Source organism: Xenorhabdus kozodoii (assembly GCF_002632875.1).
In the GTDB taxonomy this organism is placed as follows: domain Bacteria; phylum Pseudomonadota; class Gammaproteobacteria; order Enterobacterales; family Enterobacteriaceae; genus Xenorhabdus; species Xenorhabdus kozodoii.
Window position 1 is genome coordinate 46,038 of record NZ_NJCX01000009.1, and the last position, 17,545, is coordinate 63,582.

The window sequence follows — 17,545 nt, forward strand, 5'->3', positions numbered from 1 at the left end:
CATGCCAACCATCGATTTAAGTCAGCTCCCCCCGCCCGATGTGGTTGAACCACTGGATTTTGAAACGCTGTTTGCTGAACGCAAAGCGGCGTTGATTGCCCTGACCCCGCCGGCGCAACGCGATGCCATCACCCGCACGCTGGCGCTGGAGTCAGAACCCATCACCAAATTGCTCCAGGAAAATGCCTACCGGGAATTGCTGTTACGCCAGCGTATCAATGAAGCGGCGCGGGCGGCGATGGTGGCCTATGCCACAGGCACCGATTTGGATCAGTTGGGGGCAAATAATAACGTGGCCCGCATGGTGCTGCGTCCGGCGGATAATGCGACCGTTCCCCCGACGCCGGCATTGATGGAGCCGGATAACGACTACCGTGTGCGCATTCCACAGGCATTTGAAGGCTTAAGCGTGGCTGGCCCGGTCGGTGCCTATGAATACCATGCCCGCAGTGCCGATGGCCGGGTGGCGGATGCCTCCGTGATTAGCCCTGCGCCGGCTCACGTGACCGTCAGTATTTTATCGCGTGAGGGGAACGGCACCGCCAGTGATGAACTGATCGCCCTGGTTAACCGCGCCCTGAATGATGAGGACGTGCGCCCTGTCGCCGACCGCCTGACGGTGCAGACCGCCCGGATTATTGATTATGAGATTGACGCCGTGCTGTACTGCTACCCAACACCGGAGTATGAACCGATATTGCAGGATGCACGAGCACGCCTGACGCGTTATACCGCCGAACAGCACCGGATTGGCCGCGATATTGTGCGCAGTGCCATTTTTGCCGCGCTGCATGTGCCCGGCGTTCAGCGGGTTGAGCTAAAAACCCCCGCCCGCGATATCATCCTGGATAAAACACAGGCCAGTTTCTGTACCCGTGCGCAGGTCACGATTGGGGGTTCCGATGAATAACAGACTGTTGCCGGTCGGTTCCGCCCCGCTGGAAATCGCCGCCGCTACCGCCCTGTCGAGTCTGGCCGATGCGCCCGTGCCCATTCGTGATTTGTGGCACCCGGATCGCTGCCCCGTCCGGCTGTTGCCCTATCTGGCCTGGGCGTGGTCGGTTGACCGCTGGGATATGGACTGGCCGGCGAGTGTCAAACGCGAATCCATTAAGGCGGCGATGTTTGTCCATAAACACAAGGGCACCATCGGCGCGATCCGGCGTGTCGTCGAGCCATTCGGCTACCTCATTCGGGTTATCGAATGGTGGCAAAACAACGACGCGCCCGGCACTTTCCGGCTGGATATCGGCGTCATGGACACCGGGATCACCGCCGAAACCTATCAGGAACTGGAACGGCTGATATTTGATGCCAAACCCGCATCGCGGCACCTGGTCGGCATGTCCATCCAGTTGGAAACCGGCGGTAAAAATTATTGTGCCGTCGCCAGTTACAGTGGCGACGTGCTCACCGTTTACCCCTACACCCCGGAACACATTACCGTCACCGGTGCCGATGTGATGGGTGTGGGCGTGCATATTATTGATGATGTGAGGATTGGATCATGAATACCCGATTTTTTGCGCTGTTAACCCGTCTGGGGGCGGACAAACTGGCCAACGCCGCCGCACTGGGCACCCGGATTGAAATTACCCATATGGCCGTAGGCGATGGGGGCGGGAAGCTACCCACGCCGGACACGGCACAAACTAAACTGGTCAACGAACGCCGCCGTGCTGCGATTAATGTCCTGAGCATTGACCCCAAAAATACCAACCAGATCATTGCGGAACAGGTGATACCGGAAAGCGCGGGCGGTTGGTGGATACGGGAAATCGGCTTGTTTGATAAAGACGGCATCCTGATTGCCGTGGGTAACTGCGCGGAAACCTACAAACCCCAATTGCAGGAAGGCTCTGGTCGTACCCAGACCATTCGCATGGTGCTGATTGTCAGTAGCACTGACGCCGTGACATTGCGGGTTGATCCCGCTGTCGTGCTGGCAACGCGAGAATATGCGGATTCCGTGGTTGCAACCGCCCTCCGTGAACATGAAAACAGCCGCCGCCACCCTGACGCGACACTGAAAGAAAAAGGGTTTGTGATCCTGAGTAACGCAGTGGACAGCCACAGCGAAACGCAGGCGGCAACCCCGAAAGCGGTGAAAGCGGCCTATGATTTGGCGAAGGCGGCGGATAATAATGCCAATGGCCGTGTACCGGCAGGGCGCAAGGTAAATGGCAAGGCGCTGTCGGCGGATATTTCACTGAGTGCGGGTGATGTCGGGGCGTACGCTAAGGGTGAGACAGATGCCAGGGTGAATGCCGCTACGGCGCTGGCGAATACCGCAAACCAGAATGCGGCCAATGCCAATAACAACGCCAATACCCGGCTGGAAAAATCCAAGAACGGCGCTGACATTCCAAACAAAAACGAGTTTGTGAAAAACCTCGGTTTGGCGGATTCCGTTTACAGGACTATCGGGAACGGTCGCAACCAAATCCCAGATATGTCGTTTTTTGGTAGCTCGTCGAATTCATTCAGGCTACCAACTGGGCACATGATGGTATTTGGTAAATTTTCAGCATCCGTTCCGATGTCCGCTAATGGAGGGGTTGCCTCCTCGGAGTGGGTAGAATTTCCCGTGCCATTTTCACGTTCGTGCGATTGTGTGACGGGGGTATTTGCATTCGGTGTCGGTAATGGCCCCATTTTTTACACCTGCGAAATGGCGGGTTCACGTGGGTTCACGTTGCGGGCGGGCACTATGTCCAATTCCACTGGCGTCGTTAAATTGGTGTTTATGTATCTAGCTGTGGGGAAATACTAATGAGCATCGTGTGGAGTGCGAAAAACAACGCATTTTTTTACGAATTAGATTTAGGACACTACGAACGGGCTGGTTGGGATATATCAGATGTTATCCCGATATCTGAACAGGTTTTTCAAACGTTTACTAATCCACCGGCGCGAAAAAAACGTGTAGTCGGCGTGGATGGTTTACCTGAATGGGCTGATATACCGCCGCCGACACCAACCCCAGAACAGCTACAGCAACAGGCTGAGTCTCAGAAACAATCACGCATGTCGCAGGCCGCAAACTCCATAGCGCCACTACAGTATGCCGTCGATTTGAAAATGGCGACGAACGCAGAGCTGGCATTGCTGACAGCATGGAAAAAATACTGTGTGCTACTGAACCGCATAGACTGTTCGGCAGCACCAGAAATTGACTGGCCGAAAGCGCCAGAGTAACAATCAGGGGCGCGCGCCCCTTTTATCACTCCGGTTGTTCCGGCCATTGGATATCGGGCGCGGTCGCGCAATCCACCCGATTGAGCAGCACCCGGTATTTACGCCATTCGGTTAATGCGGATTTCTCGGCATCGGTGGCGATATTGAGGTCAACGGCGTCCTGTAATGGGGCGATAGCAATATCCGCCTGCTGCTGCAATGATAATTTTTGCTGTTCTGCCTGCTGGATATGGTGAGATTTCAGCGCCGCGTTATCCGTGACCCACCGTGTTTCATCCCAGTTATCGAATGGCGTTTGCGGTGCCAATAATGTGTGTACAGGTTTGAGTTCGCCGATATAATCAACCACTATTTTCTCACGGGTTTCCGTGTGATACACCGTTTTTCCACGGTAATCAGGGACATGCATCCATGATTTCCCATCAGGTGCACGACATATCGCAACATCATCAGATTTTGGTAACTCAGGTGCGTCCAAATACGCATCGGCCACAACAGAAAATCCGCGCGGAACACGGTCATATGATTTACCCAAAAACTCCTGAGATTGCGCATGACAGAGGTAAACCTCAGCCCAACCAGCCTCGATAGCCAGTCCATTTTCATCAAATTCAGCCAGTTGAATGTGGGTTGTATATTTAGCCATTAGAATACCCTCGTAATATAAATAACGGATTTGTTAACCGGTCTGTTTTCGTTAGCAGTAGGGACAACGCGCGAGGCATCAAATTTGAATGCGATTGAACCACCGCCCGTACCCGCAGAACGGCCGCCGTCGCTAAATGTAGAGGTAAATGCACCGCTACCATAGCCACCCCGTTCTATTGTGGGTGAACCAAAATTGCCCGTAATATTTCGGATAGCATCGCTCTGAATTGTGCCCAATTGACGTCCCGGATCATAATTGCGACTACCCCTGTCACTCGAATCCAATGCCCGTTTAAATAATCCCCTGTCGTCGGGCAATTGCCCGCTGGGGAAAATTTTCAATAATTCCTGATATTGGTATCTATCAAACGCGCGACCATCATTTAGCATAAATCCGTCTGGAATCCGCGCGTTGGATTGCCACTCAATCGTGGCACCAATAGGTACCCCCACTATTCGTTGTTGTTCAACGACACCATTGGAGTTAAAAAAACGGGTGTGTAAAACCGCCCGTTCATCTACCCAGATTTGCCCGGTATCTCCACCTCCGACATAAACGCTAATCCCTTTTGCCCAACCTACGTCCTGTCCACATGAGAACGGGCCATGGTATTTCTCGCGGGGGATTTTATCTTGATAAGCCCCCCGCGAGTAGGCTCCCACATCCCCTGCATTCAGGGTAATATCCCCTGTCAGGGGTTTATTGTTAATTCTCCGGCTATTGGGTACCGCATTATTCGCCCTATCCGCGGTTCCCGCTAAACCGAGGTTTAATACAAATCAATATATTGACCTATCCATCTGATATAATTGCCAATTATGGAATAAATGGAGTTTAACATGGCAAAAATCGGCTATATCCGCGTGTCAACAAATGACCAAAACAGTGATTTACAGAGAAATGCATTGATTGGGGTGAATTGTGAACAGATTTTTGAGGATAAAATCAGCGGGAAAACAGCCAATCGACCGGGATTAACACAGGCGTTGGCGCACCTGAAATCAGGCGACACACTGGTAGTCTGGAAATTAGACCGATTGGGGCGCAGTGTGAAAAATTTAATCGCATTAAACGAGCGGCTTAACAATGATGGGGTTCATTTCCAGAGCCTGACCGACAGCATTGATACCAGTACCCCGATGGGACGGTTTTTCTTCTATGTCATGAGTGCGCTGGCCGAAATGGAACGCGAGCTGATTATTGAACGCACCAATGCGGGGCTGGCAGCGGCGCGTGCGCAGGGGCGCATTGGTGGCCGTCCGGTCTCGCTGCCCGCGGATAAATACCCACTGGCCTGCCAATTGCTCTCAGAGGGCAGAACGCGCCGCGATATCGCTGACATTTTTAATGTCTCACTTTCAACGATTTATAAATACCTGCCTGTAGGGCAACGTGCGGCTAATGATGACCTATTTTAAAATTAGGTGTTTTATCCGTCACTGTGCATGATAGAGGGGGTGATCCCCTCACCATGATTCATCTGATTTGTACCAGCCCCCACACAATCCCAACCACCTGCATTTTATTGTGACGTCGACCACCATAACGAAATCACCATCACTGGAGCTTTTTGCTATGGCACAAGACTACCATCACGGCGTGCGTGTGCAGGAAATTAACGCGGGTACACGTACCATTACCACCGTCAGTACCGCCATTGTGGGCGTGGTCTGTACGGCGGATGATGCCGATCCCAACACCTTTCCCCTCAATACCCCGGTATTGTTAACCGATGTCCTCACGGCCAGTGGCCAGGCCGGGGAAACCGGCACCCTGTCCCATACCCTGCGGGCGATTGCCGATCAGGCCAAACCCGTTACTGTCGTGGTGCGTGTCGCGCAGGGAAAATCGGAGGCAGAGACGACCACCAATATCATCGGCGGCGTCACCGACGAGGGCAAAAAAAACGGCATGCTGGCGTTACTGGCGGCACCCAGCCAGCTCGGTGTTAAGCCGCGTATTCTGGCCGTCCCCGGTCATGATACGCTGCCCGTTGCCACGAAACTGGCCGGCATTGCCCAGCAGCTGAGGGCGATGGCGTATATCAATGCCTATGATTGCAAAACGATTTCGCAGGCGATTGACTACCGTAAAAATTTTGACCAGCGCGAAGTGATGCTGATATGGCCGGATTTCTTAAGTTGGGACAGTGACACCAGCCGCTCCGCCACGGCTTACGCCACCGCCCGTGCCGTCGGCTTGCGCGCCAAAATCGACGAACAGACCGGCTGGCACAAAACCCTGTCCAATGTCGGGGTCAATGGCGTCACCGGCATTTCGGCGGATGTCTTCTGGGATTTGCAGGATGTTGCCACCGATGCCAACCTGCTCAACCAGAATGATGTCACCACCCTCATTCGCAAAGACGGTTTTCGTTTCTGGGGTTCCCGCACCTGCTCGGATGATCCGTTATTCCAGTTCGAAAGCTACACCCGTACCGCCCAGGTGCTGGCTGACACCATGGCAGAAGCCCATATGTGGGCCATCGACAAGCCACTGACCCCGTCACTGGTGCGTGACATTATCGAAGGCATCAACGCCAAGCTGCGTGAAATGAAATCAAACGGTTACTTGATTGACGGGCAGTGCTGGTATGACGCCACCGTCAACGACAAAGACACCCTGAAAGCCGGCAAGCTCTATATCGATTATGACTACACGCCGGTGCCGCCACTGGAAAATCTGTTACTGCGCCAGCGCATTGCCGACCAGTACCTGATGGACTTCGCCAGCCGCATTAACAGCTAAGGGGCACAACATGGCATTACCTCGCAAACTGAAATACCTGAATTTATTCAATGATGGCAACAATTACATCGGCGTCGTGGAAGAAGTGACCCTGCCCAAACTGAGCCGCAAACTCGAAGCGTACCGGGGCGGCGGCATGAACGGCGCCGCCAATGTGGATTTGGGGCTGGATGACGGCGCCTTAGATGCGGAATTTACCCTCGGTGGTATTGAAGCCCAACTGTACAAACAGTGGGGGATTGAGAAAGTGGATGGCGTGGCTCTGCGTTTTAATGGTTCATTCCAGCGTGACGATACCGGCGAAGTGATTGCGGTTGAAGTGGCGATGCGTGGCCGCTTCTCAGAATTCGACCCCGGCAACTACAAACAGGGCGACAACACCCAGACCAAAGTCAGCGCCAAAAATACCTATTTCAAACTGACGTGGGACGGTGAAGTGCTGGTCGAAATCGACACCGTCAATATGGTGGAAATCGTCGGCGGCGTTGACCGTCTTGAAGCCCATCGTCGAGCCATCGGCTTGTAACCTCACTGATTTTTAACCCAAGGAACACATTATCATGACTGAACAAACTCCTGCTATCCAGCCCGAACACGCCACGGTGACACTGGAAGATCCGATTGCCCGTGGTGCCACGTCCATCACTGATATCATCGTCCGCAAGCCGAACAGCGGTGCCCTGCGCGGCGTTCGTTTACAGGCGTTAATGGAAATGGACGTTGACTCGATGATGCTGGTGTTGCCCCGTATCACCGCGCCCGCCCTGACCAAAAACGATTTATTGCTGATGTCCCCCGGTGACCTGATTAACCTGAGTGTCGAGGTGGTCAATTTTTTGTTACCGAAGTCGGTGAAGTCCGATTTCCAGACAGCATAACTGTTGATGAACTGGTGGCGGATATCGCCACCGTCTTTCACTGGTCGCCCGCCGTGACCGCCGACATGAGCCTGACCGAATTACTGGCCTGGCGTTACCGGGCCATAAAACGGAGTGGCGCCGATGAGTGACCGAAATTTACGCCTGCAAGTCATTCTGGGGGCGGTTGATAAATTAACCCGCCCCTTTAAGGGGGCGCAGGAATCCAATAAACGGCTGGCGGAAACACTTCGCCAGTCACGCCAGCAACTGCGCGACTTAAACCAGCAGGCTGGCCGTATTGACGGCTTCCGCAAAACCAAGCAGGCGTTGGGCAGTGCCGAACAATCCTACCGCAGCGCCACCGAAAAAGTGGCGGCACTGGCGCGCGAACTGAAAGCCAGCGAGCACCCCACCAAAACCCAGATTACCCAGTTTGAGCGGGCAAAAAATGCCGCCGCCCAGTTCAAGGACAAAACCCAAACCTTAAGCCAGGCTTTGCAACGCCAGCGGGATGCACTGCACGCCAGCGGCATTTCAACAAATCAACTGGGGCAGGCTCAGCGGCGCATCAATGCCGATATCAGCCGCACGACCGGCACACTGGCGCAACAACAACAGCAACTGGAACGGCTGCGCCAGCAGGAGCAGCGCATGGCAGCGGCCAAATCCCGCTACCAGAAAATGAAGGACGTGCGTAATCAGGTGGCGACGACGGGGGCAGCCGCTACCGCTGCCGGAGTGGGGACACTCTACAGTGCCAAACGGGTGATGATGCCGGGCTATGATTTTGAAGTGGGCATGTCAAAAGTGCAGGCCCTGACCCGTCTGGATAAGAAGTCCCCTGAACTGAAACAGTTACGCGAACAGGCTCGGCAATTAGGTGCCACCACGGCGTTCACCGCTAATCAGGTGGCACAGGGGCAAAGTTTCTATGCAATGGCCGGTTTTAAACCGGATCAAATACGCGCCGCTATGCCGGGCACGCTGGCAATGTCACTGGCCGGTGATACGGATTTGGCGACCACGGCCGATATCGGCTCCAATATTCTGACTGGCTTTAAACTGAAATCCGAAGAAATGGGTCGCGTCAGTGATGTGTTGGTCGGGGCTTTTACCCGTTCGAATACCAACCTGACAATGCTGGGCGAAACCATGAAATATGTGGCACCTGTTGCGGCTGGCTTGGGGGTTGATATTGAAACTGCCGCTGCTGCCACTGGTAAGTTGGGTGATGCCGGTATTCAGGGCAGTATGGCGGGGACATCCCTGAGATCTATTCTGGGTCGATTGGCTGAACCCCCTGCCACAGCCGCCAAGGCATTAAAAAAACTGAGTATTCAAACCAAGGATGTCAAAGGTAATTTACGGGCATTACCGGATATATTAACCGAACTGAACGCCAAGACTGCCAAAATGGGGAATGCCCAACGTGCAGGTATCTTCAAGGCAATTGCGGGTGAAGAAGCCTTTTCAGCCTTGTCGGTATTAGCCGATCAGGCCGGCTCTGGCGAGTTACAAAAACTCATTAAGGAATTGAAGAACGCCCAGGGTGAAGCGAAGAAAGTCGCTGATACCATGACCGATAACCTAGATGGTGACCTGAAAGCGTTGTCGTCTGCATGGGAAGATCTCGGCATCCAAATCTTTGGCGAAGTAGACAGCCCATTGCGTGGCATTGCGCAACGCATTACCAAGATTATCAGTAAAACCGGCGACTGGATGAAAGCCAATCCTGAACTGACCAAAACCTTAGCGATGGTGGGTATCGGGTTAGGCGTCATATTGACGGTATTTGGGATGATCACGCTGGCTCTGGCGGCGTTGTTGGGGCCATTGGCTATGGTTAAGTTTGGTCTGAGTGTGCTCGGTATCAAGGGCGCGGGTTCTGTTCTGAAATTGGGGCAGGCATTTTCTGCTGTCGGCAAAGTGTTGTCGTGGTTGCGGGTGCTGGTGCTGACAAACCCCCTGTTATTGATCATTGGCCTGATTGCTCTGGGCGCCTATCTGATTTGGAAAAACTGGGACAAGCTGGGGCCGTGGTTTAAAAAATTGTGGGATACCATTTCCAACTACGTGACGACGGCATGGGCCAGCATTAAACAAAAAATTCTGAACAAGTGGGCAGAAATCAAGGCGGACATTTTAGCGAAATGGGATGCCATCAAAACGTATATTTCGAATAAATGGAATGAGATTGTCGAGAACGCCAAAAAACTGCCGGGGCGGTTTAAAAAATTCGGAAAGGACATTATCGAAAAACTCATTACCGGTATTAAAGATAAATGGGCGGCGTTAAAGAAAAATATGTCTGAATTGGGCACGCAAATAAAAGACGCGGTTACGCCTGATTTCATGAAAGAACAACAACAAAAGCCCCAGGTGAAAGCGGCGCTGGCATCGTATGCCGAATTTTCCGGTGCTCATGATACTGGTGGGTATATTCCGGCCGGGAAATTTGGTCTGGTGGGGGAATATGGCCCTGAACTGATTAACGGCCCTGCCCGTGTGACCAGTCGCCGCCAGACTGCCGCTCTCGCTGGCATGGCAGCGGCGGCACTGTCCATGGGCAGCGTATCGGCTGCCCGTGCTCAACAGGCTCCGCTGCATCCCCACAGCCTGCCCGCCGCGCACTACCAAACTGCCGGGATAACGGTTATCAACCAAAACCAGCGTAATGACCGCCCTGCTTATGAAATCCATATTCACGCCACGCCGGCACATTCGGCGCCGGACATTGCGCGTCTGGTGGCACAGGAAATAGATCGTCGTGAACAACAGCAACGTGCCCGCGCCCGCAGTGCATTTTCCGATAGGGAGGATTATTAATCATGATGGCCGCATTGGGTTTATTTGTCTTTATGTTGAAAACAACACCTTACCAGAGCCTGCAACACCAACAATCATGGCGATTTGGGTTCAATAACCGGATTGGCGCCCGTCCGGCGTTCCAGTTTATAGGGCCGAACAATGACACCATCACGCTATCGGGCACCCTGTACCCTGAAATTACAGGTGGGCGCCTGTCCCTTTTGGCATTGCAACTGATGGCGGACAGTGGCAAAGCGTGGTCATTTCTGGATGGTCACGGCACGATTTACGGCATGTTTATCATCGAGAGTATTGACCAGACAAAAACCGAGTTCTTTGTTGACGGTGCCGCCCGAAAAATTGATTTTACCGTCACCCTGCGCCGGGTAGATGAAAATTTAGGGCAAATGTTCGGGGATCTGCGTATCCAACTGGATGCTGTTAAAACGGCAGTCACCGATAAAATCACGGGATTGCTTTCATGATGTCACCCAAATTGGACTGGATCACCGGCAACACTCACACCCCCGTCTATGTGCTGAGTGCCGGGGAGGAAAATATCAATGCCCGCATTCAGGACAGACTGATTTCCCTGAGCCTGACCGATAATCGGGGCTTTGAAGCGGATCAGCTGGATATTGAACTGGACGACAGCGACGGCCGGTTATCGTTGCCCCGTCGCGGGATGGACTTGTCCTTGCACTTGGGCTGGGGCGACGCCCTTATTCATAAAGGACAGTTTATTGTGGATGAGATTGAATACAGCGGGGCACCGGATAAAATCAATATCCGTGCCCGCAGTGCTGATTTTCGGGCGAGCCTCAATATCAGCCGTGAGTTGTCGTATCATCAGAAAACCCTGAGTGATATTGTGCGCACTATCGCCACACGTAATAACCTGAAACCAGAAATCGACACCGCACTGGCCGATATCCGGCTCAATCATATTGACCAGACCAATGAATCTGACGGCAGCTTCTTAACCCGGCTGGCAAAACAGGAGGGCGCCATTGCCACTGTCAAGAACGGCTGTTTGCTGTTTATCCGCGCAGGGCAGAACAAAACCGCCCGCGGCCGTCCGTTGCCATTGATAAACATTACCCGCCAATCCGGTGACGGTTATCGTTTTTCACTGGCCGATCGCAGCGCCTATACCGGTGTATCGGCCAGTTGGCTGAACACCCGTGAACCAAAGAAAAAAGAACAGGTCACGGTGAAACGCAAGCGGCGAAAAACCCGCAAGGCCAATCCGCAAAAAGAAGAAAAACACGGGGGCTATCTGGTTGGCAGTGAGGGCAATGTATTGGTAATGAAGCATACCTATTCCAATAGATCCAATGCGGAACGGGCAGCCAAAGCCGAATGGGAAAAAATCCAACGCGGTGTTGCGTCGTTTTCCATTCAACTGGCAACCGGCCGACCGGAGTTGTTCCCTGAAATGCCGGTCAGGGTGTCCGGCTTTAAACCCGAAATTGATAATGCTGACTGGACGCTGGTCACGGTCACCCATACGCTGAATGACAGCGGGTTGACGTCGGCGTTAGAACTGGAAGTGACGATTTCGGATGCTGACATGGGTGAATGATTTGCTATAATCGCGCCATCGCCTAACACAACGGGCGCTTTCCTGATGATTGAGGTGCTCACATTATGATGAGATGCCCCCTGTGCGGCCATGTTGCCCATACCCGCAGTAGTTTTGAACACACCCCCCAAACCAAAGAGCGCTATAACCAATGCCAGAACATCAATTGTGGTGCCACGTTCGTCAGTCATGAAACTTTTGTGCGTTGGGTGACTCAGCCGACTCTGGTTGAGTTTGCACAGCCACATCCTGTACGCGGTCAGCAAACGGTGATGTGTTTCGATAGCCCACAATAAAATGAAAAAAAGCGTGTGGCATATCTATGATTCAGAAGGTCAAAAAGGAAACATAGAAAACCCCTCAAATGTGAGGGGCTTTTACATTATAGAGGTGAGATCAACTATTCGTATGGCCGTGAGTATGAGATGAAATAATAAGTCCAACTTTATCATTTGTTGCCTTACCAGCCTCATCACATGATGTACGCGGATTCTCAAAAACGAAGCCAGAATGATTATGTCTGTTAAGGACGCGGACTTCTTTTGTATTTTTTAGGTATGATTTTTTTTCATCAAGTCAAAGTGGGCTACAGACACCCATGTTAATGACTGCATGATAAATCTTGTCGGTCACCCTGTCTTCATTCATCGTGAGCGTAACGATACCTTCACTGTCACTAATCGAAAGTGGTTGCCACATCCGCATTGATTTTTGCAAAACTGAGTGATTTGTTGATTGAGCAAAAACACCGAATGAGGTTAGCAAAAGTAATGTAACTATATATTTCTTCATTCAAATAATCCTTGATTTTCATAAGTATGAGGGCAGATAAATATTGCATACAACAAACAATAATCAAGTTTTATATCATATAGGTGTGAAATCAGTCTGATAATTTGATAGAGAAAGTCTCTCGAAAATCAAGAAGAGTTTCGTAGATTGATAGATCCTGATCACAGGAAAAAGTAATATTATAGAAAATAAAAAACCCCTAGTATGATACGAGGGGTTTTTAGTTAAAAATTATCGATAATGGTCTAGTGTGGACACTCTGTGGACACAGATAGACATAAATGTATAAATATCAATAGACTACAAGGATATTTTGAACACCATGCCAGTGTTACATAACCGTATTTCTAATAAAGAGCTGAAAGAGCGCATGTTGGCCGAAACTGAGCCGCGCACGACGATCTCTTTTTATAAATATTTTACCATTTCCGAACCAGATGTTTTTCGCGATAACCTGTATCAAAAGTTTACTGAGTTATCTGTCTTTGGTCGGGTGTATATCGCCAAAGAAGGTATCAATGCACAAATTAGTGTGCCTTCCAAAAATGTCGATGCGTTAAGGACATTATTGGATAAAACCGATCCGGCATTATACAATTTGCGCCTGAATATTGCGCTGGAAGATGACGGTAAATCATTCTGGGTATTGCGCATGAAGGTGCGTGAGCGCATTGTTGCAGATGGCATTGAAGATGACACTTTTAATTCATCTAAAACAGGCGAATACTTGAAGGCGGAGCAGGTTAACCAAATGTTGGATAATCCTGATGCTGTCTTTATCGATATGCGTAACCATTACGAATATGAAGTTGGGCATTTCGAAAACGCGATTGAAATTCCATCAGATACATTTCGTGAGCAGCTACCAATGGCTGTCGAGATGCTAAAGGACAATAAAGATAAAAATATCGTTATGTACTGTACTGGCGGAATTCGTTGTGAAAAAGCGAGTGCTTATATGCTGCATAACGGCTTTAGCAACGTTTATCACGTAGAAGGTGGCATTATTGAGTATGCCCGTAAAGCGAAAGAACAAGGCTTGCCCGTTCGATTTATTGGCAAGAATTTTGTCTTTGATGAACGCATGGGTGAACGTATTACTGAAGACGTTATCGCGCACTGCCATCAATGTGGAACGGCGTGTGATAGCCATACCAACTGCAAAAATGATGGTTGCCATTTGCTGTTTATCCAGTGCCCATCTTGTGCAGCGCGTTTTGAAGGTTGTTGCAGCGATGCTTGTCGCGAAGAGATGAAATTGCCGGAAGAAGAACAGCGTACCCGTCGGGCAGGAAGAGAGAATGGGGCTAAGATTTTTAATAAGTCCCGCTATCGATTAAATGATGGCTTGAAGATTACATCACTGCAATCTATTAAGTAGTCATTCTCAGTGATTTTGCTGTTTCCCCAGTCACATAACAAATTATGTGGCTGGGAATTTATTCTATTACCATAACTGGCAACTTTGGATCATTGGTGATAAATAGCATCAGGTTATTTATACTAAAACAGGCTATTCAAAAGAGTTAACAAAAATATTTAAAGCTATTATAAATAAAAAGTAACTCTATTTTATTAGAAACATCTATTTTTTCTATACCAATCTAACTTCAATATGCGTGTGATTTCTCCCCGCGAAGCGGGGAGAAATCAGGTTTCATATAGTGTTGTAAATTGCAACTTGAAGTTTAATGCGTATATACCAGTCGCCTTTCAAGATGCGTCTTATATCTCCCCGCGTAGCGGGGAGATATAAGCACTCTCATTGGCTTGCAAACGGCAACTTGAAGTTGGATTGGTATAGTAACCATAACGGGTCAAATTAACCAAAATGACATCTGGAGAGAAGGTGGTAAGAATATCTATGGCATCCAGTATTAATGTGGTTCTTAAAGAAAGGATATCGGTATTTTCTTTTAGAGATTCAATAAGTCCCAGACGGGTATAATGGCATTCATCAATGATTAATAGTTTTATTACTTGAACATCCTTGTTCTACTATGGATATATTTGAATAATCCGCTTAATCGCTAAGCATCAGGTGGATGAACACGGAAGTATAATTCAATATTATGAAGAATAATAAACCATATGGATAGTTTCGTTGGTTGATATGTGTTCAGTTTTTGATTTGGGACACTCGATGTATTGAGTGTCCAAATGTGTTGGAAGTGTCTGAGTTTATTTATTGTTAATGCCTAATATGGTCGTGCTGGCTGTATTCTGAGGCTTCTATTTTTGCAATTCCCGCTTGTAAAATGAGGATAAGCTGTTTAGCTACACCCGTTGTTAACCATAACGTTTTGTCAACACTGACATTCCCTGTGGTTTGATCTTGGGTGGATGAGTAGTGAAGGCGTATCATCATGGCGTCATAGGCATCGACAGTACTAATATCCCAGCCTACAACAGGATGAGTTTGAATTATTTCATTTTCTTTTCCCATATAACCTCCTAATCAGACTACAGCATCATTATTGATTTAATTGACTAAGAGCAGCAGATCTCATCTAAGACCAGCCCTTAGCAGTATAAACCTTTTTGGCAATCTAAGAAGTGAAAAAACAGGATTTTTTGCTTTAGGGTTGGGAGGGGCCATGGCAGACGATTTCTGCTTTTTATAAAACCGAAACTGTGCGGAAATAAAGCGTAATTTCCGCACGAAGGAGAGTTACTCACATACCCTGACGTCCCATCTTGCATCTTCTCCGGCAAGAAATGGAATTAACTTTTCGTCACCACACTCGATATATTCAACAACTGAGGTTGGTTTGCGTGTGAGTTCGATAAAGCCATCATTAATTGGTAAACCGTAAAATGCGGGACCATTCAAGGAACAGAAGGACTCAAAATGCGCCATTGCGCCCATTTCTTCAAAAACAGTGGCATAGGCTGCCAGGGCGGTTGGGGCATTAAAAACGCCCGCACAGCCACAAGAGGATTCTTTGCGGTGCAGTAGATGGGGGGCGGAATCGGTGCCTAAGAAAAAGCGGTTACAGCCACTGGCAACAGCGGCTCGAAGGGCTTCTTGATGAACATTGCGTTTTAGCACGGGTAAACAGTAAAGATGAGGGCGAATACCACCAACCAGCATATGGTTACGATTGAACATTAAGTGCTGTGGTGTCAGTGTGGCACCTAATTTATCGTTACCTTCAAGAACGTATTCTGCGGCTTCTTTGGTTGTAATGTGCTCAAAAACAACTTTTAATTCAGGAAATTGCTGACGCAATGGTTCCATTATCTGCTCGATAAAGCGCGCCTCACGGTCAAAAATATCAATATGAGAGGCGGTGACTTCCCCATGGATTAGCAATGGCATGCCTATTTTTTCCAAGGTTTCCAATAATGGGTAGATCTTTTTGATATCAGAAACGCCATGGCTGGAGTTAGTTGTTGCATTGGCAGGATAAAGTTTGCAAGCGGTAAAGATCCCTGCTTGGTAACCCATCTCAATTTGGTCGCTGGCTGTCGAATCCGTCAGATAGCAAGTCATAAGAGGTTGGAAATGGTGATCTGGCGGAATAGCTGCGATTATCCGCTCCTTGTAGGCCTTAGCGCTGGCAACATCTGTCACTGGAGGGACAAGGTTGGGCATGACGATAGCCCGACCAAAGAAACGGCTGGTATGGGGGACAATGGTTTTTAGCATATCACCATCACGAAAATGGACATGCCAGTCGTCGGGGCGGCGGATTTTAATGGTATATGATTCAGTGGTCATGGAACCGGCTCCAGAATATAAGTGAAAAATGATGGATGCTGATTCAGCAATCCCTAAGCCGGAGGAGGATGATAAAGTGAAAACAGCTAAATAGCTATTATTGAATGATAATATTCTCTGAATTTTGGAGAATTAGAATCTTATACTTATTTGGTTTAGGGTATTCAGAGGAAATTATCGTATCAAAAAAGGAAAAAATAGAAGTAATAACACGAGGGTGAATTAAATTTGGCTCCTCCAGCTGGACTCGAACCAGCGACATACGGATTAACAGTCCGCCGTTCTACCGACTGAACTATGGAGGAACTCCTTCAAGACGGGGTGAATATTAACGGCACTTTTTACGTTTGTCAAAGCAGAAAATAGCAATAACCGTTTGATTGCTGAGAATCTGTGCATTGCGGGTGTTTTTTGACTTATACCAGTCGCCTTTCAAGATGCGTCTTATATCTCCCCGCGTAGCGGGGAGATATAAGCACTCTCATTGGCTTGCAAACTGCAACTTGAAGTTGGATTGGTATAAAACTGATTGAACTACAGTGAATTGGGGAACAAAAATAGGAAAGGTAAGTAACCGAAAGTAAGCATCAAGAGAAACAATAGGGTGTTAAAAACAGGAAAGAGGAATATGAAAAATAGAAGGGCAGATAGCAAAAAACCTGATTAGCAAAACTAACCAGGTCTTCCAGAATATTTGGCTCCTCCAACTGGACTCGAACCAGTGACATACGGATTAACAGTCCGCCGTTCTACCGACTGAACTATGGAGGAACTCCTTCAAAGCGGGGTGAATATTAACGGCACTTTTTACGTTTGTCAAAGCAGAAAATAACAATAACCGTTTGATTGCTTGCAATATGTACTTATTGGGCTGTTTTTGATCTTATCTGTGTTTTTAGCATGGGTAATCACGTCGGAAATGTAACTTGAATTTATTGAGTAAGAAACTTCAAGTTGAGCATTGCTATGTGAGATGTGAACGCCGTAAGAATGAAGTGGAGAGTAGAGTAAAGGTGATTACAGTAAAAGACCAGAATGGGTGATTGGTATTAAAAAGCAAAAATCCCGACCAGCAATGCTAATCGGGACTTTCAAAAATCTGGCTCCTCCAACTGGACTCGAACCAGTGACATACGGATTAACAGTCCGCCGTTCTACCGACTGAACTATGGAGGAATTGG

The 17,545-nt window shown here is 49.3% G+C and carries 19 protein-coding genes and 3 tRNA genes; 14 read left to right on the forward strand and 8 right to left on the reverse strand.

Annotated elements, in window-relative coordinates; genetic code table 11:
- Position 1: 1 nt before the first annotated feature.
- Genes Xkoz_RS07675 through Xkoz_RS07690 form a run of 4 tightly spaced genes read left to right on the forward strand, consistent with a single transcriptional unit; the run spans position 2 to position 3,198 of the window.
- Positions 2-910 carry a baseplate assembly protein gene (locus Xkoz_RS07675; RefSeq protein ID WP_099141604.1) on the forward strand — a complete coding sequence of 303 codons (909 nt, stop codon included), beginning with the start codon at positions 2-4 and terminating at the stop codon, positions 908-910.
- Positions 903-1,511, forward strand: a complete 609-nt coding sequence (locus Xkoz_RS07680; RefSeq protein WP_099141605.1) for a phage tail protein I — start codon at positions 903-905, stop codon at positions 1,509-1,511. Before Xkoz_RS07675 ends, Xkoz_RS07680 begins: the two co-directional genes overlap by 8 nt.
- The gene (locus Xkoz_RS07685; protein WP_099141606.1) at positions 1,508-2,773 is read left to right on the forward strand and encodes a phage tail protein; all 1,266 of its coding nucleotides are present in this window, start codon (positions 1,508-1,510) and stop codon (positions 2,771-2,773) included. Before Xkoz_RS07680 ends, Xkoz_RS07685 begins: the two co-directional genes overlap by 4 nt.
- Positions 2,773-3,198: a tail fiber assembly protein gene (locus Xkoz_RS07690; protein ID WP_099141607.1), complete on the forward strand. Its 426-nt coding sequence runs from the start codon at positions 2,773-2,775 to the stop codon at positions 3,196-3,198. The genes Xkoz_RS07685 and Xkoz_RS07690 overlap by 1 nt, the downstream gene beginning before the upstream one ends.
- Positions 3,199-3,223: 25 nt before the next feature.
- Here the strand turns inward: Xkoz_RS07690 and Xkoz_RS07695 are convergent, their stop codons facing one another.
- Together Xkoz_RS07695 and Xkoz_RS07700 are read right to left on the reverse strand one after the other, a co-directional pair.
- Complete coding sequence (locus tag Xkoz_RS07695) at positions 3,224-3,844, reverse strand: tail fiber assembly protein (protein ID WP_099141608.1); 621 nt, start codon at positions 3,842-3,844, stop codon at positions 3,224-3,226.
- A complete protein-coding gene (locus Xkoz_RS07700) occupies positions 3,844-4,509 on the reverse strand; it encodes a tail fiber protein (protein ID WP_099141609.1) in 666 nt (221 codons plus the stop codon). Before Xkoz_RS07700 ends, Xkoz_RS07695 begins: the two co-directional genes overlap by 1 nt.
- A gap of 177 nt (positions 4,510-4,686) precedes the next feature.
- Here Xkoz_RS07700 and Xkoz_RS07705 point away from each other — a divergent pair, with 177 nt between their 5' ends.
- The 9 genes from Xkoz_RS07705 to Xkoz_RS07745 all read left to right on the forward strand — a co-directional run bounded on the left by Xkoz_RS07705 (position 4,687) and on the right by Xkoz_RS07745 (position 12,144).
- Positions 4,687-5,265: a recombinase family protein gene (locus Xkoz_RS07705; protein WP_099141610.1), complete on the forward strand. Its 579-nt coding sequence runs from the start codon at positions 4,687-4,689 to the stop codon at positions 5,263-5,265.
- Between the two features lie 157 nt (positions 5,266-5,422).
- Positions 5,423-6,595 carry a phage tail sheath protein gene (locus Xkoz_RS07710; protein WP_099141611.1) on the forward strand — a complete coding sequence of 391 codons (1,173 nt, stop codon included), beginning with the start codon at positions 5,423-5,425 and terminating at the stop codon, positions 6,593-6,595.
- A 10-nt stretch (positions 6,596-6,605) separates the two neighbouring features.
- Positions 6,606-7,121 carry a phage major tail tube protein gene (locus Xkoz_RS07715; protein WP_099141612.1) on the forward strand — a complete coding sequence of 172 codons (516 nt, stop codon included), beginning with the start codon at positions 6,606-6,608 and terminating at the stop codon, positions 7,119-7,121.
- 34 nt (positions 7,122-7,155) lie between these two features.
- The gene (locus Xkoz_RS07720; RefSeq protein ID WP_099141613.1) at positions 7,156-7,473 is read left to right on the forward strand and encodes a phage tail assembly protein; all 318 of its coding nucleotides are present in this window, start codon (positions 7,156-7,158) and stop codon (positions 7,471-7,473) included.
- A gap of 14 nt (positions 7,474-7,487) precedes the next feature.
- Entirely contained in the window at positions 7,488-7,604 is a 117-nt protein-coding gene (locus Xkoz_RS07725) for a GpE family phage tail protein (protein WP_208615226.1), read from the forward strand.
- The gene (locus tag Xkoz_RS07730) at positions 7,597-10,281 is read left to right on the forward strand and encodes a phage tail tape measure protein (protein ID WP_099141615.1); all 2,685 of its coding nucleotides are present in this window, start codon (positions 7,597-7,599) and stop codon (positions 10,279-10,281) included. The genes Xkoz_RS07725 and Xkoz_RS07730 overlap by 8 nt, the downstream gene beginning before the upstream one ends.
- A gap of 2 nt (positions 10,282-10,283) precedes the next feature.
- Positions 10,284-10,748, forward strand: a complete 465-nt coding sequence (locus Xkoz_RS07735; protein ID WP_099141616.1) for a phage tail protein — start codon at positions 10,284-10,286, stop codon at positions 10,746-10,748.
- On the forward strand, positions 10,748-11,848 hold the full coding sequence (locus tag Xkoz_RS07740) for a phage late control D family protein (RefSeq protein WP_099141696.1): 1,101 nt from the start codon (positions 10,748-10,750) through the stop codon (positions 11,846-11,848). Before Xkoz_RS07735 ends, Xkoz_RS07740 begins: the two co-directional genes overlap by 1 nt.
- A 65-nt stretch (positions 11,849-11,913) precedes the next feature.
- Positions 11,914-12,144 (forward strand): ogr/Delta-like zinc finger family protein, encoded by a 231-nt coding sequence (locus Xkoz_RS07745; RefSeq protein ID WP_099141617.1) that lies wholly within the window; start codon positions 11,914-11,916, stop codon positions 12,142-12,144.
- A gap of 280 nt (positions 12,145-12,424) precedes the next feature.
- On the opposite strand, the gene Xkoz_RS22920 is transcribed toward Xkoz_RS07745, so the two are convergent.
- Positions 12,425-12,640 (reverse strand): hypothetical protein, encoded by a 216-nt coding sequence (locus tag Xkoz_RS22920; protein WP_244183430.1) that lies wholly within the window; start codon positions 12,638-12,640, stop codon positions 12,425-12,427.
- A gap of 322 nt (positions 12,641-12,962) precedes the next feature.
- Here Xkoz_RS22920 and trhO point away from each other — a divergent pair, with 322 nt between their 5' ends.
- Positions 12,963-14,021 (forward strand): oxygen-dependent tRNA uridine(34) hydroxylase TrhO, encoded by a 1,059-nt coding sequence (gene trhO / locus Xkoz_RS07755; RefSeq protein ID WP_099141618.1) that lies wholly within the window; start codon positions 12,963-12,965, stop codon positions 14,019-14,021.
- Between the two features lie 810 nt (positions 14,022-14,831).
- Here trhO and bssS read toward each other — a convergent pair.
- The 5 genes from bssS to Xkoz_RS07780 all read right to left on the reverse strand — a co-directional run bounded on the left by bssS (position 14,832) and on the right by Xkoz_RS07780 (position 17,540).
- Entirely contained in the window at positions 14,832-15,086 is a 255-nt protein-coding gene (bssS, locus tag Xkoz_RS07760) for a biofilm formation regulator BssS (protein WP_099141619.1), read from the reverse strand.
- Between the two features lie 225 nt (positions 15,087-15,311).
- Positions 15,312-16,364: a dihydroorotase gene (pyrC, locus tag Xkoz_RS07765; protein ID WP_099141620.1), complete on the reverse strand. Its 1,053-nt coding sequence runs from the start codon at positions 16,362-16,364 to the stop codon at positions 15,312-15,314.
- A gap of 229 nt (positions 16,365-16,593) precedes the next feature.
- Positions 16,594-16,669 (reverse strand) — tRNA-Asn (locus Xkoz_RS07770).
- Between the two features lie 390 nt (positions 16,670-17,059).
- Positions 17,060-17,135: transfer RNA gene (locus Xkoz_RS07775), tRNA-Asn, on the reverse strand.
- 329 nt (positions 17,136-17,464) lie between these two features.
- Positions 17,465-17,540: transfer RNA gene (locus Xkoz_RS07780), tRNA-Asn, on the reverse strand.
- Between the last annotated feature and the right edge of the window lie 5 nt (positions 17,541-17,545).